The organism is Pseudoalteromonas sp. SG43-6, assembly GCF_014164365.1.
Classification (GTDB): Bacteria; Pseudomonadota; Gammaproteobacteria; order Enterobacterales; family Alteromonadaceae; genus Pseudoalteromonas; species Pseudoalteromonas rhizosphaerae.
This window is the reverse complement of record NZ_JACJEZ010000010.1, coordinates 80739-104171: the sequence shown is the minus strand read 5'-3', so window position 1 is coordinate 104171 and position 23433 is coordinate 80739. Positions and strand designations below refer to the sequence as shown.

The window sequence follows — 23433 nt, the reverse complement described above, 5'->3', positions numbered from 1 at the left end:
AAATAGGAAACCATTTATGCCCCGCGCAGCGTTAAATTTACTCATCGTAGTCACAGGTTTGTTGGTGATTACCCCTTCAGCAAGTTTAGCTGAACAAGTATCTGCAACATCACAATTAAAAATGATCAAATTTGATCTTCCCGCAGGCCAGCTTGGTGATGTACTGACTTTATTTTCACGCCAAGCGGGTGTGACTTTATCATTTGAAGAGCGTGTTGTCGGTGGTTTTTCAGTCGCTGCAATAACCGATGAAATGACCATAGAGGCAGCCTTACAAAGGCTGTTAAGCAATACCAATCTACAAGCTTTACCTGTTAGTAATAGCGCATGGCTAGTGCAACAAAAAACCACCCAAGATTTGATCACGCTAAATACCATTAATGTGCAAAGTCGCAATAGGGATCTAAAAGATCAAACCTATACCGAAGCCGCATCAGTAAACCTAATTACCCAGCAAGATATTGAACGCTTTAGAGGAACCAGTGTTGGCGATATATTTCAAGGTACACCCGGTGTTTTGATCAGCGAAAACCGTAACTCAGGCGGGCTTGATGTTAATATTCGTGGCATGCAAGGCCAAGGACGAGTACCTGTAGTGATAGATGGTAGTCGTCAAGAAACCACCGTGTATCGCGGCTATTCTGGTGTATCGAGCCGCAGTTACATTGATCCCGATTTGATTGGCTCACTTAAAATCAGTAAAGGCCCTATCATGAGTGCTGATGGCACTGGGGCGACAGGTGGCTTGGTGAGCGTTAGTACATTGTCGGCTGATGATATTGTTAAAGAGGGTGAGCTCAGCGGGTTTAGATTACGTGTTAGCGCCATCGGTAATAGCGCTAATACGCCAGAGCCAGGTACATACGCAGGGTATTATTTACCACGCAATGCCTATCGTTCACAGTGTCGCTTTTCGAGTTATTGTACTGAGCAGTACATAATGCCAGAGCGCTTTGCTCCTGAGGAGGGCATGGATAGACCCAGCTTATTTGAGTTTGCTAGTTATGCAGGCAGTTTTGCTGCCGCTAAGCATTTTCAGTGGGGCGATCTAATTGCTGCTTATGCTAAGCGCGAGCAAGGTAATTACTATGCAGGTAGTAACGGCCCTGCACCTGAAATAATTTACGCAGCCCCCGACAAACTTGCTTGGTACACCGAAACGGCGGTGTCAATGCAAGGGGCATCGCGGTTTCGTGCCAATGAACGCATCCCCAATACCAATTTTTCTAGTGAATCTTGGCTGTTAAAAAGCAATGTGTTGCTGCCCAACGATCAAAGCCTCGAAATGAGTTATATACGCTATAACAGCAGCTACGGCGAAATGATGCCATCGCAAATACGCTCTTTTGGTCAAGCAAGGCAATGGCTCGATAGCGAAGTCACTAATCAAACTTACACAGTGCGATATCGCTGGCAGCCAATCAAATATGATTGGGCTGATTTTAAAGCCAACTTTTGGCATACCGATGCACTTACCCATTTAAATACCCCTGGTGTTGGCTCAGTAGATATAGTCGATAATGTTGCTCGCAGCGATGATTATCAGCGCTTTGGAACTGATGTGAGTAATACCATGATGTTTTATTCAGCGGGCGAACTAGCGCTGAGCTATGGTGTTGCCGCACAGTATGAAGACATGGATACCGACACCCCTGAAACCGAAGGGTTCTATGCAGGGTCGCGCAGTGGTTGGCGCAAAGAATTTAGTGCTTTTACAGCCATTGATTGGCAGTTTTTAACAGCATGGACACTCGAATCGGGACTGCGTTTTACGCACTTTTCATCGAAAGATAATAACCCAGTAACCATTACTAGCAACGATCCTGCTTGTGTGTCTGACGGCGCCGATGGTTGCCTAGAAGTACAGTATGAAAATAGCCACTCAGGCACAGCACCATTGGTTGCTATAAAGTGGCAGGCATATAAAGGACTGCAGTTTTATATTCGCCACAGTGAAGCTTTGCGTATGCCAAGCCTATTTGAAAGTACCTCTGGTTGGTCTGTCAGCCCCGTTTTAGATATCCCTTTAGAGCCAGAGCATGCTAAAAACCAAGAAATTGGCCTTAATTATTTAACCGACTCATTACTAACAAATAACTATAAAGTGGGCTTTAAGCTCGCCTATTTCCAAAATCATGTTGATAACTATTTAACCCGTACGCAACCCAATGCGTGGGAGCAAAAACAAGGCGGCCTCAACGATTTTTTTCGAATGCGAAATATCGACAGCCTAGATTTAAATGGCTGGGAGCTTAATTTTAGCTACGACACAAAATACTGGGTTGCTGAGCTTAGCGGCACGCATTATACCCAGATAGAAGTGTGTAATGTGGGCAGTTATGTGCGCTACTACTGTAATGATTGGGGCCTTCCTGAAAGCTATATTAATAACATGATCCCGCCAAATTGGCACGCCAGTGCTCACCTTGGCTTACGTTTATTTGAGCAGCAATTAGAAGCTGGGCTGCGTGGCACATTTATGGGAGAGCGCAACTCAATTCCTCGCTATAACGCACCTACAGGGTTTAATGAACCGGTACTTTGGCACAGTTATAACCTTTTAGACATCTACGCTAGTTATAAATTTAACGACGACACAACACTCGATTTTACCATCGATAATGTTACAGATCGTTATTACCTCGACGCTTTAAGTTTAGGTTTAGTACCTGCACCAGGAAGAACTGCACGGCTGAGCCTAACTTATAATTTTTAACTGATAACACCTATCAGCAAGGAGTACAAAAGAATGAAAAAACTATTTGGCGCAATAGCCATAGTCGGGCTTTCGCTTACTATGGTAGCCTGTGGTAGCGGTAGTGATAACAAAGACAGTACACAAACAACAGAGCAAAAACCAACAGCGGTTGTTGAGCTGCAATCGCCAGCAGAATCAGCATTCTCACTAAAGGATGGCGCGGTAAAAGTCACGCTGAATGCTGAGGCGAGTACAAGTGCAGAGGGAACAGATTTAATTTATCAATGGCAGCTCATTGAACGACCAGCAACAAGTACTGCTAATATCACCAACACCAATACCATAACAACAGACTTTACTGCAGATTTACCAGGCAATTATGTTGTGAGTTTAATTGTTAATGACGGGGCAAATAATAGCGAAGCCGCGCGTATCACGCTAAGCGCAACCAGCCCGTATCCAGTCGCAATTACTGACTCAGTCCATAGTGTTAATTTAGGCACTAATAGCGTAGGTTTAGATGGTAGCCAAAGCGTAAACCCAGCAGGTGGTACCGATTCATTACTATACCAATGGACGCTTATGGAAAAGCCCACCGACAGTGCGGGTTATTTAAATAACGCAGAGCAAAGCCAAAGTACACTGTTTGTTGATTTAGCAGGTGATTACACATTGCAGTTAGTGGTGACTCATAACGACGTAGCAAGTGAACCAAAACAAGTTGTGGTAAGCGTTTCAGAAGGTAATGCGCCACCAGTGGCTAAAGCCGACGACATAACTATTATCCTAGGCGAAGAAGCTATCTTAGATGCATCAGCCAGCATTGACCCTGAAGGGGAGCCACTACAATATCGCTGGCAATGGCCGTCACGCTCAGCAACGGATCCTGAAGATGTACCACTACCAGAGCTTACAGGTACAAAAACGGCTGTAGTGCGTTTTACCCCACAAGCTGTGGCAAGTTATAAATTAATACTATTTGTATTTGATGGCACCCGAAAAAGTGAAGAAAAAGAAGTTACAGTCACCGTCAAAAAAGATCCTAACGCGACTAGCAATGCCCCACCGATCGGTAAATTATTAGCAACCGGCTATTACCCATCTAATAGTATTGGTGAACAAGAAGTAGGCTTAAGAGCTGAATTTAATTTTACCGGCTATGATCCAGAAGGCGAGCCGTTACAAATTATTGCAGCTACGCTTATTGAAAAACCGCAAGGAAGTATTGCAGAGCTAGTGGATATTGGTTCTTGGAAACCTATGGGTAAAAAGATTCAAAAGCTTGATATAACCGGCAGTTATTTAGTACGTATGGTTGTCTCTGACGGCGAAAACCAAATTTCAGTTGATGCCAGCATGCAAGCTAAAATAGGTAACGTTAACGGTCAACCTGCAACTGGCGGCGTTGATGCACAATCAAAGTCAGTGCTGGTGGGTGATGCATTAGTGTTTGATGCATCAAGTAGCGACCCTAATGATGATCCACTGACCTTTCATTGGCAGTTAACAGATAAGCCTGATGGCAGTAATGCGACTATCGAACCGGTAATTGAACCACAAAGCCAAGAATACCGTCGTGCAAAAGTGCTCACCGATGTGCCGGGATCTTATACTGCGCAGTTAATTGTAGAAGATGACCGTGGCTTATTTGCTAAGGCGTATGCACAAGACAGTGGTTTAGCTAAATTTACCAATACCGCTCCAGAGATCCGTTCCGTTGTATGGGCGCGTAGCTGGGGACGCTTAAATCCTGGCCAAGACTACTATCAAATTTTACCGTGCATGTCGTTATTACATCGCCCAGTAACCGTTGATGCCGATGGCGATGAAGTATTCACTCATGAAGAGCTTGTCAGTACCCCAGCAGGCGGTGAGTTTACTAGCAACCCAAGTGAAGCTGATTGCCCAAATACCCGTGGGCAAGTATTTACAAAGCCAGGTAAATATACATTCCGTTATTCTGCAACAGACCTAATTGATGATGCGCCGCAGTATGACTTTGTCGTTGACGTTGACCCACTCACAGAGGCTACAGGTGTACGTTTACGTAGCATCAACGAAGATAATGAAAGCCTATGGTATCCATTACCGTATGAGAATATTCCACCCTTTGCGAATGACTTTAGTGCCAGCTCTAAACCTTATCTTGAAGAGGGTTATATTAGCTGGTCATTAACCGCCACTGATGCAGATTACACCATTGAAAATTTACAGGTGCGCCATATTAATGGTGGGTTAGCAAGCTTAACACCGCGTTTCGAAAATCTAAAAAATGAGCAAGTAATAGCAAAGGGCAAATCAGTTGCATTTAAAACTATATTGCCAGTGGTTGCGTGTATTCGTAACGAAGAAGCATCTGAAGGTTTTCATTTTTCTTTTAACATTAAAGAAATTCCTGAAATCACCTTCGTATATGAAACATGGCGCACAGCCAACAAATCAAGCTTATTCTATGATTGGCCTGAATGTGTTGCTGAATAACTAAATACTTGGTAGTTCAACGAATAACAAAAAACCCAGCATACCGCTCTGGGTTTTTTGTTATTAACTTAATCAACTTCCTATCGTTGTTTTTATCGAAAATTTCGCGCCATAATCTTGTAACCCATAAATCAATTGGTACACTAGAGCCAACTTATAAAGAGCAGGACAAGCTATGTCGCCCGCCAAAATACGCAGTGATGTCATTAAATTAACTGTATTAAGCGATAAAAAACCAGATTACTATTTTATCCAAGGTTATTTTTTAGGGTTAGGCTTACTGCCCGACATAATAATGCCCAGCCAATGGCAGTCAGACCTATTAGGTGACATTAATTTTACAACAGACACTGAGTTAAAGTACCTCGAAAGCCTGATGGAAAATTACAATAACAGCATGCATAAAGTGATGACCGAAGACCTTAAAATGCCCACTAAATGCAGCTTATCGAAAACCGACTACCGCGATTCACTCAAAGCTAATATGCCACTGCCTAATTACTGTAAAGGGGCATTACAAGCACTTAAATTTATCGACAAACGCAGCCTAAACAAACACCAAAAAGACCTGCTAACGAGTTTAAATGAAGTACTGAGTGCATTTAGCTCTGAACAAGCTGCAGTTAAAAAATTTGCTGACAACCAAGGCCTAGCGCAAGCCTATAAAAAGAACTACAGCTATTTTGTAGCCGATGTGCTTTATAGCGTTCGTTTTATTGAAGACCCCAGCTGGACAGATGAAGACGAAGCCGCGTTTAACGAACAATTCGCGGAAGAGTTTGCAGGTGAACACCACAACGATGACTTTGCTGGTAAAGTGCTCGACGACGAAGTGATTGATCAATTAATGGAAGCAATCCTTAGTGATTTTACTCCAAGCGCATTTGAACCTATAGCAGCGTTACTGGAACTGTTTGAAGGTGTTATTACAGAGCAATACATAGCACAGAACCAAGGCCACTTTTGGCTGATCCACGAAACACGCCCTTATATGATGTTACGAGCGCATCGTGCACAAATCAACGCATTACAAGGTAACATACAATACGCTATTGACGAATTTGAAGTGCTTTGGCAACTAAACCCCATGGATAATCAAGCTAATCGCCATTGGCTAATGAACTGCTATGTAATTAAAGGACAGTGGCAAAAACTGGATGCGTTTTTAGCCGACTTCGACAGCGAAGAACTTCATGCCACAGCAAGCCGCGCCTTGAGTGAGTTTCATAAACATGGTGACTCTAGCCAAGCCAAGCAATACAAAAAGCAACTTAAACAGCTTAATAAACATTTTATAAAAATACTCACCGGGCAAGAAAAACTAAAATCTGAGGAGTTTCATTTTTACAGCCCAGGCAGTAAAGATGAAGTGGGTATATACCTAAATTCACTTGGCAAACAAGCTTGGATAGCCACCGAAGGCAGCTTGTTTTGGCTAAGAAAAAAGTAAATAGGTAGGTGAAAGGTTAAAGGCTAAAGGTGAAGGGTTAAAAACCCAGTACGCTGGTTAGGAATGCACATTAAATCGCCTAGCAGCGGGTTCACCCCGCGATCTATAAACCGGCTTCGGATTTCGTGCTACGGAATACACCCTAGCACCTAGTCACTTCCCTAAACCTAGCGCCTTTATTTTGTAGGAACGAGCTTTAGCTGTGATTATTTAAAAACCAATTTTACCACCGAGCTCACCGAGGCGCTTCGCTACACAGAGAAGATATAAAACCACGAGCTTCGGGACCTAGTCACTTCCCTAAATCAAAAGTCTTTTCGTCATTTTCTCTTCAGCGCAGCGCCTCTTAACCTCTGTGGTGAATAAATCATTTAAAATCAATTTTACCACCGAGAGCACCGAGGCGCTTCGCTGCACAGAGAAGACAAAGCAGCGGTCTAAGGTAATCATCCTAGCACCAAGTTACTTCCCCAAAACCTAGCGCCTTACAGTCTACAAAATATTACCTTTAAGGTGCTTTTTTGTAGGCCTTAAAGTTAGCTCCCCATATCAAACTTATTATTTTTAATACCATTATTAAGGATTGAGAGTGACATAGTACTAATTTCTGATTGTACATATGGCCAATAATCAGGGTTGTCGATTGTTCTTTCTTTGATTTGATTTGGAATGAAACGGCTCATTTCAATATTGAAGTCTTTACGAACTTCATCGTCATGCTGTAGCTTGTCTAATTGAATAGTCAGTGCCTCAATAAAGTCTTCGTTGGTTTTACCCCTGGCCACAAGCTTTTTATTGATCAGTTGCTTAGATACCGCAACACCTCTTTGTTTTATCCATACTATATCCCATACATCGCGCGGTTTAATGCGCCTAGCACGGTAGGCTAATGCAATAAACTTGTCTGCAAGCGTTTCCGTTAATGATTGTACAGGGATCAGCAAACCTTCTGTTGGCGCGACAATATTATAGTGATTTATTAATGGCCTTTTTTCGATATCAAATGACGGGATAGCGCAAATATCTATATGCATTTTTTGGCGGGGAAGATCAGGACGATTACTTCCTTTTTCGATACTTATTTTCCAAGATGAAGTATTAGCTTGATTATCTTCAGCTGGTTTATTTACCCATACCTGCACCTCATATTTATTTTGTATGTATTTTTGGATTTCAACTTCTAAGCCACTGAAACTACTTGGCTTGAAGTCATGCCCACCATTAAAATCTAAATCCTCAGATAATCTAGAACTGTTATGGCACAAACGAAGTGAGGTGCCACCAATAAAAGTAAGCGAAGGCATAACACCTTGTTTTACCATTGCAGCCATAATGTCGTGATGAAGAATTTCTTTTTCAATCACAGGCGTGACGCCAGCGTACTCTGGATTTGCAGCTATGATTTGGCGTATATATTCTGTTAACATTTAGTTCTCCAGCATGTGTACGTTGCGATTGCAGGCTTTTAGATCTGCAATCGCTTGCAGCGGATTTGCTCGGTACATCTTGATGCTTTTATCGAAATATAGATTTTTCGCAAATTTATCAATTGGCTTTTTTGTATGGGTCAGCTCAATAACCCCATACGGAGTTGAAAATGTGCCACTACGACCTTTCGTTATTACCGTTAACCTATCAAATAATATTTGCGAAATATCGCCAGTGTAACTGAGCTGGCTTTCTAGGCTAATGTAATTTAAAACGTCGCCACGTAGTTTTTTAACTATTTTATAAATAGCGGTGGTGGGGTCAGGTGGCGTGAGCGTGCTTTCAAAAATACCATTGCAGACTCTTCTTAATAGCCCTTTATTAACATTGTCAGTCAGAAACTTAGTGAATGCAGGAGTGGGTTTTTCAGCCATCATAAAAGCCAATTCTGCACTGGTATGAATACCGCCACCTGCTTTAACAGAGCTAGCTAGTATTGCTAATAATCTTTCTGCTTTATTCATTAGGTCTACAATTTAACACTTATAATGTTATTAATTGTAGACCTTAAGCTTAATTGAAGCAAACTAGAGTTTAGATTAACTCTAGTTTGACTTGTATTGTCATCTAGCTCTCGTACTTATATCACCCTATAAACCGACTTCGGGCAATGAGCAACGAGCTGCGCGCTAATCTTAGCATTTCCTTGTAGGTCGTCATTTATGGCGACAATGTCTAATGTTGAAAATTGACGCGCTACACAGAGAAGATAACGGGCGGCGTGTTAATCCTAGCGCCTTTTACTGTCGTAGGAACGAGCTTTAGCTGTGATTGTTTTAAAACCTCTATTCGAGGTTTTTGCCAGATTGCTGGCGGCAACCAAGGGGCGAATACCGCCGTCCGCCCCTTGGAACCCCACGGCGCCCCGGGGATCACACTTGCTCTTCAACATCGTTAATAATGTAAACGTAAACAGCGTAGATAGGCCATCCATGGCCAAGTTACGCTTTTACAGCATCCATGCTGTAAATTACTCATCATTAACTCAGTTTCAGGTGTGATCACGGGGAGTTGGAGTTCGTTGGTAGATTGGTGTTTATGAATGTAGGCGAGAGTTTATCTCGCGTTTTACATGGTTTTGTTAGGGATAAAAACCTCTATTCGAGGTTTCTGCTAGCGGCAACTAAGGGGGCTCAGTCTTTAAATAAACTCTTATGCAAATAATTCATCCATGAACTGGGTTCCTGTCAGTATCCATGCAAGTGTTTACTATTTACTACATTTATTTAGGCAATAACTAAGTCATCAATGTTTTTTACATTTCTAAAACTTTTAGAGCCTTGCATAACATGATATGCCCATGCTTTTGTATTTTGCTGTTGATCATTATCAGGATAAAGCATTTGCAACGTCATCTCTGTAATCAGACCTGTTTCACCTAACCATGTTACTTTATCTAGCGATAAAGAGCCGTTAAGCTCGATCGGCTCACCATTATATCTATTTCCGGCTTCTACAGAGGTGAAGAAAGCAATTCTAGCCAACACATTAGGTGTTACCTTCGTTCTTCCTTTTAAACGCCTTAGAAACTCATCAGTTTCAATTGTTAGTTTCATACCACGGTTTGGTAAAATCATTCTGTTCCCACTTTATTTGATTCCCAAAAATAACCATCAGATATTGATGAAGTTTTAGTTGTTTGATCAAAGCTAATATCATACTTCCTAGATATATAGTTTTGCATCTTATCAATATATGTTTTATTTATTTCAGTATCAGTCGAGAGAATAATTACTTGTTCTGATGCTGATGGGAAATAAAATTCTACCAGTTTATCTCTATGGGCTGAGTCTAACCGACCCAGTGGAGTATCAATGACAACTGGAAGTTTTTTACCTGATATAGCAGCAAGGGCATCTAACATAGCTATAGCAAAAATTTGTTTCTCACCTGCAGATAATCCATTCTTATCAATGTCTTTACCTTGCGAATCTATTAATGAAACATTATAAGATTCAGGATTAATTTTCACGTTTAACTCTAATTCATCTTTTCTAGCAAGTTTTTTATAAGAATTTATAAACTTAGATTCAATCTCTTGAAGCTTAACTTTGGCTAAATCAATTGAAAAGTCATCAAGTAAGGCAATAGTTCTGCTTGCTCTAATAGCTGAATCTTGCTCTCCAAAAGCAGATTTCATTTCTTTCTGAAGCTTAACTAATTTGCCTGTGAGATCTTGAGCTAGTTTAAAAAAGCTTTTAGCTTCAAGTAAAAAGCTTCTATAGGTTTTTACTTGCTCATTCTTTTGCTTTTCAAGTGATCTTAAGTTATCAAATGCTTTTTGTAATTGCTCTTGCTCAGGAGCCCTTGCTACGTTGAGCGATGCATTCTCAATCTGATTTTGAATTTTAACGAGCTCTACTTTTAATGAGCGAGCATTTTTGATCGATTGTGGAGCACGCTTATTTATTTGCTCTTTGATTAATGCGCTTTGTTGCTCACTCAGATTGAAACTAATAGCACCTGATTCTGGCTTACTAAACTCTTCAGCTGCTTTTAATAGCTGATCTTTAGAAGGGTAAAATGGTTTACTTTTTGATTGTTCTAAAAATTGAGCTAGCTGGGCTTTAAATGTAGATCGCTTTTGGTTATCTGTTGATTTATCTATTTCTTCAATAAGTTTCTTAAGCGTTGTTTGAGCAATACCTATAGCATAATCACTTTCAAGCTCATGTTGTAATTTACTTTCTAATACAGCTTTTTCTTGGATTTTCTCATTGATTGAATTTTGAGTATGCTCTCTACTAGTTGCCCAAGCACCACCACCTGCTAGTAACTCTTGCTCTGCTGTCGCTAATTTTCTATTTAGCTCTGCTATGCCGTTAAATTCTAAATCAGCTTCGCTTCTTTTAAGCAGTGCTCGGCTTAAGTAGTCATCTTTTTCTGCTTCTAGCTTCAAATATTGCTCTTTGAGTTTTTCCTCACTAGCTGCTACGCCAGCCTTGCGTAGATAAATTCTCAAATCTTCTTTAAGCCGATTTACTATATCTAAGCCAAGTAACCTTTTAACAGCATGTTGAAGAACTACTCCCGAATTATCTTCAGCAAGTTCAGCTATCTTTTCGCCATCAAAAAATACGAGATCAGCAATACCTGCAGGTATTAATTCTAAAAGAAATGCTTGGGCTTGATCGTAATTTAGTTCGAGCTTTGTTACTCCATTTTCAGTAATAGTTAGTTCATCAATAGAGCCATACTGCCAAAATCTAGTAATAGTATAATGGTGGGTTTCGCCTTGGCGAACGTAATCAAATTCTAATTCAATATTTGCCGATTTTGCAGCTGCATTGCCATCACTGTTATTAATGAGATTTTCAAGCTCTGCTATAAATGCAGGATTTGATAATGAATTAGCAAAAGCTTGGCGCCCTAGTAATACAAATCGAATGGCAGTTAAAAGACTCGTTTTACCAGCACCGTTCAATCCACCAAATAACACAATAGGACGGTTTTTCTCTGGTTTGAGATTAACGGTATGTTTGCCAGCAAAAACTCTAAAGTTGTTTAAGCTTAATTTAGTAATAATCATTTCAAAGCTCGCAATCTAGTAAAGAGTCAATACCATTTAGTTCGGACTGAATTTCGTTAATGTCCTGTAAAAGAGCATATTGTAGAGTTTTTTCTGACTCTCTTTTTTGTTTAGCAACCTCCAAGTTCCCCCAATCTTGGCGTAATATTTTATCTAAGCGATTAAAAATACCTTGGCGCTTACCAAACCCAGAAAGGCTTAATTCAACATCAATTAACTTTTTGATTAATTCAGCATCGACCTCATGTACTTGTGACAAATGTTTAATCATTTCAGATTCAACATCGCTGAATTTATTACCATCATCTTCTAAGAAACTAATCGGACCGTTTGGATATACACGTTTATAGATCTTGGGTAGCTCATCAGCCCAATCGGGTGTTAGTGGATCATTACGCCATTGAAAACGAATTTCATGAAGCTCGCCTTCAGTAATCAATGTTACATCACGCCCTTGTTTATTGATTTCTTTTTCCATAGTTAAAAGGTGTTCTAACCACTCTTTGCGCAAATGCAAAAAGTACGGGCCATGAATAAATTCAACGTGTTCCTCTTCTTGCATTCCATGTTTTACGCTAACTTTGCCATCTCTACGACGGTTTTGACGATACAAACCCTTGACGCTTGGTTCAGTAGTTGAATGCAAAAAATTTCTAAAAGAAGCTAAAGGTTGCAACCAAGTTTCACCGTTAGCTATAAGTCCATCGATTGCTTTATCTTTAGTAACTACGGTGCAGCTCCAACAACCAAAACGAGATTTACCACAACCCGGTGAAGAAGCTGTTTCAACCAATGGGCACTCGCCGCTAGTTGAGTTTGTACTGTCGTAAAGCTCTACTAAAGCGATATTAGAAGTACCCCAAGGTGTTTCCCAAGGACCTAACTCTTCATATTGGCCAGGCGCAATTTGTTGTCCTAACAAATGCCAAACCTCTTGTACTTGCCAATCTTTTATTGGGGCGTACCGGCGATAGTGAGGGTCGGTTTCATCAAAATACTCTTTGCCTGAATGATACTTCTCTAATATATCTTCACGGTTTTTGCTTTCTTGAGAGCGAGATCCAATAACAACTATAGGAGCCTGCTCAGCGCTAAATTCAGTTTTTGCAAAGTCTTTAAATGGGTTTAGTTTTATCTTTTCAGTGCACCAACGGTTTAGCTTTAAATTGGGGGCAGGATAACCACGGCCAAGTAAACGAGACCAAAATGTATCACTGGCCTTAGGGGTAATAATACGAGTTTCTATTGGCAAATCAGTGATGCTAGCTGCCCGCTGCAATGTATTTAAAGCATGCAGTGCTTTTTGTAAGTAAATAGGGACTTCAGCTAGGGTATCGCAAAATACCACGTAAACTTTATTTGTACGTTGTTCAGGGCTTAAACCAAGTAGAGCTAAATACACAAGCGTTAAGATAGCGGTTGAATCTTTACCGCCGCTAAAAGCAACAACCCAAGGTTGGTTTTCACGCATGTATAAATATTGAATCTCTGCAAGTTGATCCTTTAAAGGGCGCTTGGCAAAGGTTTGGTCTTCGATAAAATCCATGTAGTCATGGATATCGTCATAATTTTGAAATTCAAACATGATTACTACTAAATTCTTCTTCTAGTTTTTTATCGTCACCTTCAAGTTGTAAATCAAGAGCCTGCCTCAAAATATTGGCAGTGAGTTTAATATTACTAGAAGCTTTGGACAATTTTCCATGGTGCAATGCTCTATTGTCCCATATCGGGTTGCTCTTTCGCCAATCTATTTTGTTTAACTTTTGCAGAACATGTTGCCAATCTCTAGGGTGCTGTGCAATTAATGACTTACCCATTCGGCCTAACGCATGCAAACCAATACCATGAGCATGAATATACTCTTGCCTAAAATTAGCTGGAGAGAGCTCTTTATTATGTACTTGTTGCCATTCAGTTATAACACCAAAACACGCTTGCCAAAAACTAACGGCAATTTGTAAATCACCATCTTCAAAATGTGACTTTGCATTTTTACTGAGCAGTATTTGGCTTGCTTGTTTAATACTACTTAAAGTGAATAACTTGGCACTTTTGGGCGAAACAGTCGATTGTTCCATTTCAGTAAAACCTACAAAAGGCTTTATCTCTGTTGCTAGGTAACGTGCAACACCGGCAGACGAATCTCTAAAATCATACAAAGCACTAATAGAAGGGCTAGGCTTTACAGCATACTTATTTAAATCGGCAAACATTTGTTGGCTTCGTTTTAGACCTTCATCAACAAAAAATAACACAGATATATTGTCTTGACCTAGCTCAGGCATTTCTTTTAATGCTTCTTCAATGGCTGCACGGCGATGTTGTCCATCATTAATTAGTATTTCAGCATCCATAGGAACTTGTAATACACCTAAGTCGTGCGCTCCTTCATGTGGGATAAATCGCACTTCAGTACCTACAGATGCAGTAAGCGATGAAAATACATACTCTTTAGGATTATCAACTAAATAACGAACCATCTCAGGTAGGCGTGTTCTGTTAAGGCTTCGCTGTGCTCGCAGTTCAGCAGGGACTTCTTCCTCATCAAATAAAAATATTTTCGGAATAATCCTAAGTGGGCAGGTCGCAATATAAAAAGGGCGGCCTGCTTGCTGGCCTCTCACCGTTGGGAACGAGTAGCAATATTTGTTTTCAAACATAAATAGGTTTTGGTTTGTTATTTTTAGCAAAGTGTAACACTTTAACAGGCATTTTTATAACCTTACTTTGTTAAATATAACGTAAATTCATTGCGTTCAGTTCGTGTTAATTTTTTATTTCAAGGTTTGTCTTTTTTAAGCTTTGAATTATTTATAGTTATGATTTAATGAAAAAAAATTAAATGGATTTGAAAATCATGACTCAAGACAATGCTATCTTTTTTGATTTAAACATGACAACAGATGTCACACATTTGAAGTTTGATCAAGTTTTCCAAACAGAAGCGCGTGACAACATATTTTTAAAAATAAATGAGCAATTACTTCAAGTCGATTTTGAGCAAGATTACAATAGTCTATTTTATGATAGGTTTCATAATGCAATTACTATAAGTGGACCTAGGGGGAGTGGCAAATCAACTTTCTTAAGGCACATTTTAACTTGTTTAAGTAATCCAGAAAGAGTATCGGCTAGCAGTAAACAAGAAGAAGAAATACCCAAAGGTTTGGAAGTTCTTAGAATAATCGATCCAACTTTAATTTCTTCAAAAGAACATGTCTTGATAATTCTAATCTCGCAGGTTAGGGATGCTGTTTCAAAATATAAAAAATCAATAAGTGATCATGATTTCTCTGAATATGAGTACTGTTTAAAAGAGCTTGCTGGTGGTTTGTGTCAAATAGATGGAATTGGGCCGTCTGAATATGGAGACGAGTGGGAAGATAAAACATATATTCTGGAAAAGGGTTTAGAAAAAGCATCCGCTGGTCGAAACTTAGAAAGAAATTTAAATAAGTTTGTAGAGTCCGCCTTGAAGGCAATTGATAAGAAGGCTTTTGTGCTAACTTTTGATGATATTGACACTAAATTTGAAAAAGGTTGGCCAGTTCTAGAGACAATTCGAAAATATTTAACTAGCCCAAAGTGGATAGTTCTAATATCAGGTGATATAGAATTATATGCAAGGCTTATTCGTTCGGCACAGTATAAATCACTTGGTGATGAAATTATGAAATATGAGCGACCATCGCTAGATTTTCATAATAGCAACAACCTTAATGATTATCGTGAAGATAATATAATTGCGACGGTGTCGGAGTTACAAGAACAATACATGATGAAAGTGTTAAAGCCAGAAAATCAGGTTAGTATGCTTACCCTTCATCAAAAATCACTAAGAAATAATGATAATACTACAAAGATTTTTTTAAATAATTCTTCCAAAGACATTCAAGTGCCTCTAGAGGATGTAATCACAACTTTTTTATCGAAGTGTTTAGGTCTCACTCAGACCCATGAACACAAGAGAGCTGCTTCAGGCCTGTTGGGATTACAAACACGAACTTTTTTGCAGTTATTGAAGTCGATATTAGTTGATTTAAAACTGAGTTCTTCTATTGCAAATAACAACTCTGACTCTTTTGAGTTTGATAAAGCCCAACTTGACGATTTTACTCAGCGTGTAATTGGTATATTTAATAATGCATTTTCGAATTATAAAATTCGCTTATCAGATTTATTGGTAGCGAAATACTCAATGGTTACATTAGCTAAGTTATTTTGGCGTTGGGCTATTGAAGAAGGAGTTTGGCAGAACTTCGATAGTATAACAACTTCTTCAGATGAAGAAGGGTTTAACTCTAGGGTTTTAACATTCTTAACATTAGTTAGTAGTCATACTAAATTTGATATTTCTCAATCTTTTAAATGGGGGATGTTTAGTGCGACCCCAGTATTTTTGGCTCAAAATGTAAGATCGGAAGATCCTAATAATCAAAGAAATAGGGAAGGAATTAAAATTAGTATAAATGAGATATTAGATTATATGTCTCTAAATGATACTTATATTAGTATTTGCCATACTACACAAAAAGCATTACTCGCATATCTAACACAACCTAGTGATGGCAAGGCTACAAAGTTCACACTTTCTAACCCAGAAAACTTAGGTCTTTATACCGTTCCAAGATATAACAATACAAGCTTACTTTTTGAAGCTAACCTTGAGAGATTTTATAAAATTCAAGGTATTCAATCTTACAAAGATAAAATAACAAAGGGAACAAAAGCACAGAAGACAGCAGCCAGAAAGAACTTGAAAGAAGCTTATCATAACGCTGTATTAAAGCTAGCAGACCCAAAAACTAGTTATGAAACTTATGGTGAAATGGCGGATTGGTTATCAGGCATGGCTAAGGTATACCCTAAGCTCAATGATAAAAATAAAATGCCTAAAGTTCAGACTGTTGGCTTTATTTATAGCACTATCGAATCTATAGGTGAAAGCTATGACTTGGGTCATTTCATCAATTATGCCAAGGTTTCAGTGAAAGACTTTAATAAAGGAGCCGAAACTAACTTTTTATCTGGGCTATCTTTAATTTCATGTATTTTCGAATTAATTGAGAAAAGTGGTGGTGATGATGAAATCAAGTCATTGGTATTAGACGCAGCTCCTAAAACAACTCATTTAATGCCTAGCTGGTATAATGATGATAGTGAAAGTCGTGAAGATGATGCCGATGCCGATGCCGAAGAAGAACTGCCAGCTGTAGCTGAAAACTATAGTGGTGATTTTTACGAAAATCTTATTAAATGGATTAAGGCTGTGAAAAAGTATTGGCCTAAAAATAATTTATCAAGTGCATCTTTAAACAACTTATTCAATAACTTTTTAGAGAATTTAGACTTATTAGAGCGCGATCCAGCCATAGGCTGTTTGCTTCATAGTCAAATCGTACTCTTTTTACATTACTGCTTAATTGAAGACCTTAATAGAAATAATGATTTAAACAAAATTAATGAAAAAGTAAGCATTAAGTCATTAGCAGATACTGAAAAAGAGCTGGTAGAGAATATAACCAAGTATGCAAAGTATAACTTATTTACCATGGGGAGTAGTAATAAGGATGCTCTGAGTCTTCATAAAGAAATGTTAATTGAACCTCAGGAATCTTTATTTGGTTTAATGCTCGCTTGTCCAATTATCGGTTTATTCCTTCGTAAGCTGCCTGTCCAAACTAAGAAAAAACCAATAAAGTGGAATTGGCACACAGCCCATGCCAGTAGCTTTATAAAACTGATAAATACAAACTTTTGTTTAAATGAAAATATTGAAGAGAACTTAAAAAATGATGAGTATATCTCTCTCATAAAAGCGGATAATCTAAGTCAAGAGAAGCGCTCAGTAATATTTAAAACATACTATTCAGAATATACAGCTTTAATGATCGAATACCTAGATTCCATCAAAGTTACAAGAAAAATTGAAGGTGAAAACCTGACATTCGATAATCTTTATCCTGTATTGAATACTATACCAATAACAGGAAAGTCCGACTGGCAAAAGTTAGGGGTAAGCCTAGAGCTTGCTTCTGAGCCATTAACCCCGCCCCCATCACCTCTTCCTGAAGAAGGCGCAGAAGAAAATACATCTGATGCAACTAAAGAGGAGACTAATGGTGGATTAGAAGGTGATGAAAAAGAACAGTTATTACAAAATGAACAAGAAATAGAGGCTGCTGACTCTGAAAGTAAGAAACCTCAAACACAGAGTAGCTCTGTTAAAGCGGAAGAATAATAGTGCCAGCTAATATCATTAAAGAAAGTTTTCGTAATACAGAAGCTTTACTTAGTTATTTAAGAAATGGGCGATTAAACAACGATGAATTTAGCCGCATATTATTTCAGGGGTTAAGGAGACGAACACCTTCAGCTCCTGATCATATAATTAAAAACCGATTAAAAAGGTTATTTGATCTAGAAAACTCAACAATACTAAAGTTTTTAAATGATGTACTTACTAGCTTAGAAGAACGGTATGTAGAGCCTACCCATAATGGACAATTTCTAATTGAATCTAAAAACTTTGCTGAATGGCAAGAACTTATTACAGAGGTACCACCACTTCTGGCAGTAGCTAAAGCATTACAAAAAAAACATGATTTTATATCTTTAGTAGATAAAAGTGACATAAAACAGTTTTTCGAACGCTTTTTAAAGCCACAAGTGCGTTATAGTGCTTTACCAAGCATTAAAGACCCTCGCCTTGATGAGTTAATAGAACGACTTAAGCTAGATGATTTACATATTCATTTAAATGGTTCTAGTGAAATTGAGCTTGTTTGGGTTTCTGCGCTTCAGAAGCCACAGCAATTCAGTAAAGAGCTAAAATGGGCGGAAAATAATGATTTAGTGAAAGAGCTATATTCTGCTGATGAAATAGGGTTAACTCAGCAGGAACAATTAAAACGCTTACGAATTGCCGGGGCATTAAGGCGATTGTTATTAAATGAAGTTTTTAACCAAGAACAACCTAAATGCGATGACGTTAATAATAAAAAAACGTTATCAAAAGGATTTGAAATACAATTCAAAGATATAGAGTATGTAAATCACAGAGCTGATTTTGAGGCAGCTAAAAATGCAACATTTGCTGCACTTTATTATGCTGATATTGAAACTTTAGTCTCCAAAAAACTTGAGCATATTACGCCTGAAGTTAGAACACCTTTGGCTATAGAAGCATATTATTTAATTGCATTTTTTGATTATCTTGAAAATACGAAGAATGAAGCTTTTGCTCAAGCTCTTCATTATTACTTACTGATAAAATGTCAGTTTAACCGCCTAATTGTCCAGCAGACGAATCAATATGGTTTTGACCAGTTTCAAAAATTTACTTTTAATGAGATACGGAGTGTGGCTGAGAAAGAATATCAAACCCGTTACCATCAATTAAACTATTCTGATTTAGGGGATCTTGATTATTTAGAGGGTCGCTTTGCTCCAAGTCGAGATTTGCCAAGTAATATAAAGCGATTGAGAACTATCTTAAGCGATTACAAGTGTTATCAGTTCAGTGAATTGAGAGCACATTCGCAATCAGAAAATTTAAGAAAAAAACACGACCCATTTAGTTTAAGTGATTTGCTTACAGATAAAAATAATTTTACAAGTTTAAAGCTGAGTTTAGTCGCCCACTTTATTAAGCGTGAAGATAAACGAACTAGGGAATTAAATAGAGAAGATAAAAAACTCTCTTGGCAGTGCCGACACTATGAGCTTCGTAATCAACTCGAGAAAACGCGTAGAAGCCTAAATGCATTAAGTGAACGTTATACTAATTTGGGGGATTATTTATATGGGTTTGATGCGGCTGCAAATGAACTAGATGCAGGACCTGAAGTGTTTGCTCCAATTTTTAGGCGCCTTAGGACAAGCGGTTATCATAATTTTACATATCATGCAGGTGAAGATTACGTACATTTACTCTCTGGTATAAGGACTGTGGCTGAAGCTATCGATTTCTTAGACTTGAAAACAGGCAATAGAATTGGTCATGGGACAGCGGTAGGTATTAATCCAAAGATATGGCGAGGAAGAATAGGCGATAGTATTGTCATCAAGCGAGGTGAGAGACTTGATGACTTGGTATTTGCTTATAAGCATTTATGTGAGGAATCTATTAGCGGTAGAGTTTTGCATTTAATAGCTGCAGAAATAAGGAGGCTATCTTTAGATGTGTATAAAAAAGCTTATGAACCGGATTTGCTTTTTGAAGCATGGAAGTTAAGGTACTTAGATCCGTTATTAGCTTTTGGCATTAAGCGTTATAAAGATACTTATCTTAGGAATGATATAAAAGATGAGCTTGAAAAAATAGAAATTGCTGAGAGAGAAAATAAAGACGCATTTTTAATATATAAGAAATATCATGGAGTTACTGATTCTACAATTGTATTTCGTTATGAAGAGTTGGTTGAAGTTAACACGGATTGCTCTTGCGAAAGATCATTCGATTACGAAGTATTTAGACTATTACAAAAATATGTAATTGGTAAAATTAATCGTCGGCATATGGCTATTGAGAGTTTACCAACGAGTAATGTGAGAATTAGCTTTTATGAACATTACCGAGAGCATCATATTTTTGATTGGCTAGGTGTAACCGATGAGAAAGGTATGGAAGTGCCGGTAGTATTAGGCTCTGATGATCCAGGTATTTTCGCCACAAATTTAAGAAACGAGTATGCCCATATTTTACTTACTCTTGAAAATGATATTGGCCTTTCATCTATGGAGGCAATTACGAAACTAGAGCAAATAGTTCGTAATGGTAAAATTTGGCGCTTTAAAAAATTAAGTTATTAAAATGAAAAAAGAAAAATCAACAAAAGTAAGCTCACCTCAATGGGCTGATTTTACTAAATACCAAACCTTTGAACGCCAATGTAACAATTACTCTGATTATTTAAATAGTTACGTTAACTGGTTTGCTAAAAAAAGTAACGTGTGTCGTTTTGCAATGAAACAAGGGCTATTTTTAGCTATGTTCGCAGGTTCGTTATTTTGTATAAATAAGTTTGAAGGAAGTTACGAAAGTATCGAACTATGGCTTTTAAATTCATTAGCCTGTTTGATCTTATTGATAAGTTTATTACCTGACTTTGTCACGGATAAAGACGTTATAAAATCTAAATCTAACCTATTCATTATTACGATTTATTTTGCACCATCGGTACTAAAGGTATTACAAATGAATTGGGAGGCGAGTGTAATTCCTTTAATTGGTATAGGTTTAGGAATGTCGTTTATATTTTACTTAATAAATAGATTAGAAGGGTACACGCGTGCTTGGTCTCGTTACAGAACCGCTCAATATAAAGTATCTTTGATCAGTTGCCAAAAGCAAACGGGGCTGTTAACTGAAAAGCAGGCACTACATCGTTTACATCACGTTATTAATAGTGAAGTAGAATCGCGTCACAAAGAGATTATTAGTGATCTTCATTTTTTTGGCGACAAGGTAAATGGTCTAATCGGCAAGCGTGCAGGCTTGTAATCTAAACATAATTGTTGAGTAGAAACTTAACTCAACAATTATTAATTAGCTTTATAAAATTTATCTCCCTTCAATTCAACACGCCAATAGTCAAACACCTTGAGTAAAATAGGCCAGTTGGGCCACTCTGCTTTGGCTACGCCTTTGAGCATATCGGCTAGTTTTTTATCAAACCTCTGTTGGCTTTTGTATTCGTTACTGCCTTTTTGTAAATAATCTATTTTGTTATAAAGGGGCTGGTAGGGGTAAGCATCGCCGTAGTAAAAATAGTCTATATCTTGCTCTAGCATTTTTACTTTTATTCGCTCAGTGAGTAATGGCAACTTTTTATTAAAGTCATCGTATTTTAAAAATGTCACTTTGCCTGAGCGCATATGTATTCTGACTAAATCTACGTCGTCTATATCGCCATACAATTGCACGGCACAGCCTATATAAACTCGCAGTATTGCGGGGAGTTGATTTAAGTAACGAGTTGGTAATATATACGAGTGGTTGTCGTGTAACTCACCGAGCTGAATTTGCTCGTAAGCTTGGTAACAGGCATTGCCAATATTAGCGGGCTCTGCAATCGAGAAAAGCAGTTGTTTTGCTTGCTCTAATGCTTGATTGTAATCACTAAAATGTACTTTTAAGTCACGCGTTAGCCTTGCAGGCATATGACTTTTAGCTTGGCGTTTACCAAATAGGCTAAGCGCAAAATAAACCAGTAAATCATGTTTTCGTTTTTGTTGCGCTTGCTCAAACTCATTTGGTTCATAGTAATTTTGCAACAAGCTAAATGCTTTGTTGTGGCTGGCGAAATATTTGCGCAGTGTTGTACTTTGCTCAAACTCATCGTTTGCAGGTAAACGGCCAAAGTGCAGGCAATGTTGCCAAAAATCATCAAGCAGTGTTTGGTGTTTTTCAAACAAGGTTTTTTGCTGGACTTTGGGTAAAGCTTTTGGCTGTGGCCTTTGGGTTATATGTTGCCAATTATAATTTTGAAATTGCAGCTCTAAATGATGAGCCTCTTCTAATTGTGGGCATTTAAAAATAGCAATTATGCCTTGCCCAAACGCCATTGTTTTAACGTTTAGGGTTTGCTCTATGTAAGCTCTTATTTGGGCTTGGCTATAGTATTTTTGAAACGTATTCCATTTAGTTATTACGCCGTCTTTGTATTGTTTAAAGTGTTCTTGTTTGGCCTCATTGGCGAGCATTACCGATACTAAAAGCAACTTTTTAGTATGTTGGTAAGCTGCTTTTAGTGTATCTATACGCTCTTGTTGATCTTCAATAACATTGAGTACAAAACCTAAATTAACAATATCACTCGTTTGTTTGTTCCCGTTTGGCCTGTGTACTGGATCCCATGCATTAATGTTGAGTCCGTGGGCTTCTAGCTCAGTTGCGTCATCGGCTAGGCCGCAGCCGTAATCTAGTATTGAATAATCACCATTTAAGTAGCCATACTTTGCCAGTTTTTGAAAAGGCGCTGAAAGCCTATCGCGATTTATAGCCGTTAAATGGCGCTGTATTGTTTGTGGTTTATGTTCAATTTCAGGTTTTGGTATTTCTGCTAGTTTGTTTAACCTGCCTTGCTCATCAAGCTTATAGCCTTTGCGCTTAATTAAGTTATGCCATTGCTGTTTAAAACCAATACTTTTGGTGCTTTGGTACAGGCCAATTTGCTCGCCTTCCTCGGTTATATCTTTAAATAATGTGAAGTGGGGATAACTTGGGAGAACAAAGGTTTCTTTACGGTGCAAAATAGGCGGATTATTTGAGCTACTGTAATTAGTTGTTTTTATAGTTAGCTCATCAGCATCAATTGTATAGCTGGTGTGAAGTGCCGGGTAAGCGTATTTATCAAAATCAGGGTAGTTAAGTAGTGTAAATTTTAAGTCGCGTTTATAGAGCTTTATAAGGTTCCACGGTTGTTCTACTTCAAGCTTGTTTATTGTGTTTGTTATAAAGCTGAATAGTTCAGGTGGTATGGCTTCTGCTAATGCACTTTTATGTAAATAAATGGCTGTAGGTAATGATTTACCATGTTTGAGCTTTTTTACTAAATCACGGTATTGAGGGAAGTTCATTTGGTAATGCGTTCGGAATTTTTAATAAAATAAAAATATGCCCGCCCGCGCTTTTCAAACTTAAGCTCGCCACGTTCGCGGCGGTGCATTAGCTCGCAGCCTGATATTTTTAGATGCTTCATTGCCTCTTTACTCGAAAGCCATTTGCCCTTTTGATCTTGATTAGCCATTTAAGTTACTCAAATTATGTATAAATTTAAT

At 38.4% G+C, this 23433-nt stretch carries 14 protein-coding genes; 6 read left to right on the top strand and 8 right to left on the bottom strand.

The genetic code is table 11. The annotated features are described in order from the left end of the window. Positions 1–16 precede the first annotated feature (16 nt). The 3 genes from H5201_RS06455 to H5201_RS06445 all read left to right on the top strand — a co-directional run bounded on the left by H5201_RS06455 (position 17) and on the right by H5201_RS06445 (position 6629). A complete protein-coding gene (locus H5201_RS06455; RefSeq protein ID WP_182740594.1) occupies positions 17–2716 on the top strand; it encodes a TonB-dependent receptor in 2700 nt (899 codons plus the stop codon). Positions 2717–2749: 33 nt separating this feature from the next. Then, the gene (locus H5201_RS06450) at positions 2750–5179 is read left to right on the top strand and encodes a PKD domain-containing protein (protein ID WP_182762125.1); all 2430 of its coding nucleotides are present in this window, start codon (positions 2750–2752) and stop codon (positions 5177–5179) included. A gap of 175 nt (positions 5180–5354) precedes the next feature. Continuing rightward, positions 5355–6629: a lipopolysaccharide assembly protein LapB gene (locus H5201_RS06445; RefSeq protein WP_182784008.1), complete on the top strand. Its 1275-nt coding sequence runs from the start codon at positions 5355–5357 to the stop codon at positions 6627–6629. A 536-nt stretch (positions 6630–7165) separates the two neighbouring features. On the opposite strand, the gene H5201_RS06440 is transcribed toward H5201_RS06445, so the two are convergent. The 6 genes from H5201_RS06440 to dndB form a co-directional block, all read right to left on the bottom strand. Continuing rightward, on the bottom strand, positions 7166–8056 hold the full coding sequence (locus H5201_RS06440; RefSeq protein WP_149981989.1) for a nucleotidyl transferase AbiEii/AbiGii toxin family protein: 891 nt from the start codon (positions 8054–8056) through the stop codon (positions 7166–7168). Further along, entirely contained in the window at positions 8057–8581 is a 525-nt protein-coding gene (gene abiEi, locus H5201_RS06435) for a type IV toxin-antitoxin system AbiEi family antitoxin (RefSeq protein ID WP_182784006.1), read from the bottom strand. Positions 8582–9343: 762 nt separating this feature from the next. Continuing rightward, on the bottom strand, positions 9344–9694 hold the full coding sequence (dndE, locus tag H5201_RS06430; RefSeq protein WP_220497152.1) for a DNA sulfur modification protein DndE: 351 nt from the start codon (positions 9692–9694) through the stop codon (positions 9344–9346). Further along, on the bottom strand, positions 9691–11646 hold the full coding sequence (gene dndD / locus H5201_RS06425; RefSeq protein WP_182784004.1) for a DNA sulfur modification protein DndD: 1956 nt from the start codon (positions 11644–11646) through the stop codon (positions 9691–9693). The genes dndE and dndD overlap by 4 nt, the downstream gene beginning before the upstream one ends. Position 11647: 1 nt before the next feature. Further along, positions 11648–13231 (bottom strand): DNA phosphorothioation system sulfurtransferase DndC, encoded by a 1584-nt coding sequence (gene dndC, locus H5201_RS06420; RefSeq protein ID WP_182784002.1) that lies wholly within the window; start codon positions 13229–13231, stop codon positions 11648–11650. After that, positions 13224–14309, bottom strand: coding sequence for a DNA sulfur modification protein DndB (dndB, locus tag H5201_RS06415; RefSeq protein ID WP_182784020.1), 1086 nt, complete (start codon positions 14307–14309; stop codon positions 13224–13226). The genes dndC and dndB overlap by 8 nt, the downstream gene beginning before the upstream one ends. A 197-nt stretch (positions 14310–14506) precedes the next feature. Between dndB and H5201_RS06410 the strand changes: the two genes are divergently transcribed. Genes H5201_RS06410 through H5201_RS06400 form a run of 3 tightly spaced genes read left to right on the top strand, consistent with a single transcriptional unit; the run spans position 14507 to position 21154 of the window. Beyond that, positions 14507–17890 carry a hypothetical protein gene (locus H5201_RS06410; RefSeq protein WP_182784000.1) on the top strand — a complete coding sequence of 1128 codons (3384 nt, stop codon included), beginning with the start codon at positions 14507–14509 and terminating at the stop codon, positions 17888–17890. A gap of 2 nt (positions 17891–17892) precedes the next feature. Continuing rightward, positions 17893–20463 (top strand): hypothetical protein, encoded by a 2571-nt coding sequence (locus tag H5201_RS23455; RefSeq protein WP_182783998.1) that lies wholly within the window; start codon positions 17893–17895, stop codon positions 20461–20463. A gap of 1 nt (position 20464) precedes the next feature. Then, positions 20465–21154 (top strand): hypothetical protein, encoded by a 690-nt coding sequence (locus H5201_RS06400; protein ID WP_182783996.1) that lies wholly within the window; start codon positions 20465–20467, stop codon positions 21152–21154. 41 nt (positions 21155–21195) lie between these two features. On the opposite strand, the gene H5201_RS06395 is transcribed toward H5201_RS06400, so the two are convergent. Beyond that, positions 21196–23232, bottom strand: a complete 2037-nt coding sequence (locus tag H5201_RS06395; RefSeq protein ID WP_182783994.1) for a DNA phosphorothioation-associated putative methyltransferase — start codon at positions 23230–23232, stop codon at positions 21196–21198. Further along, the gene (locus H5201_RS06390) at positions 23229–23402 is read right to left on the bottom strand and encodes a hypothetical protein (RefSeq protein WP_182783992.1); all 174 of its coding nucleotides are present in this window, start codon (positions 23400–23402) and stop codon (positions 23229–23231) included. Before H5201_RS06390 ends, H5201_RS06395 begins: the two co-directional genes overlap by 4 nt. Positions 23403–23433 lie beyond the last annotated feature (31 nt).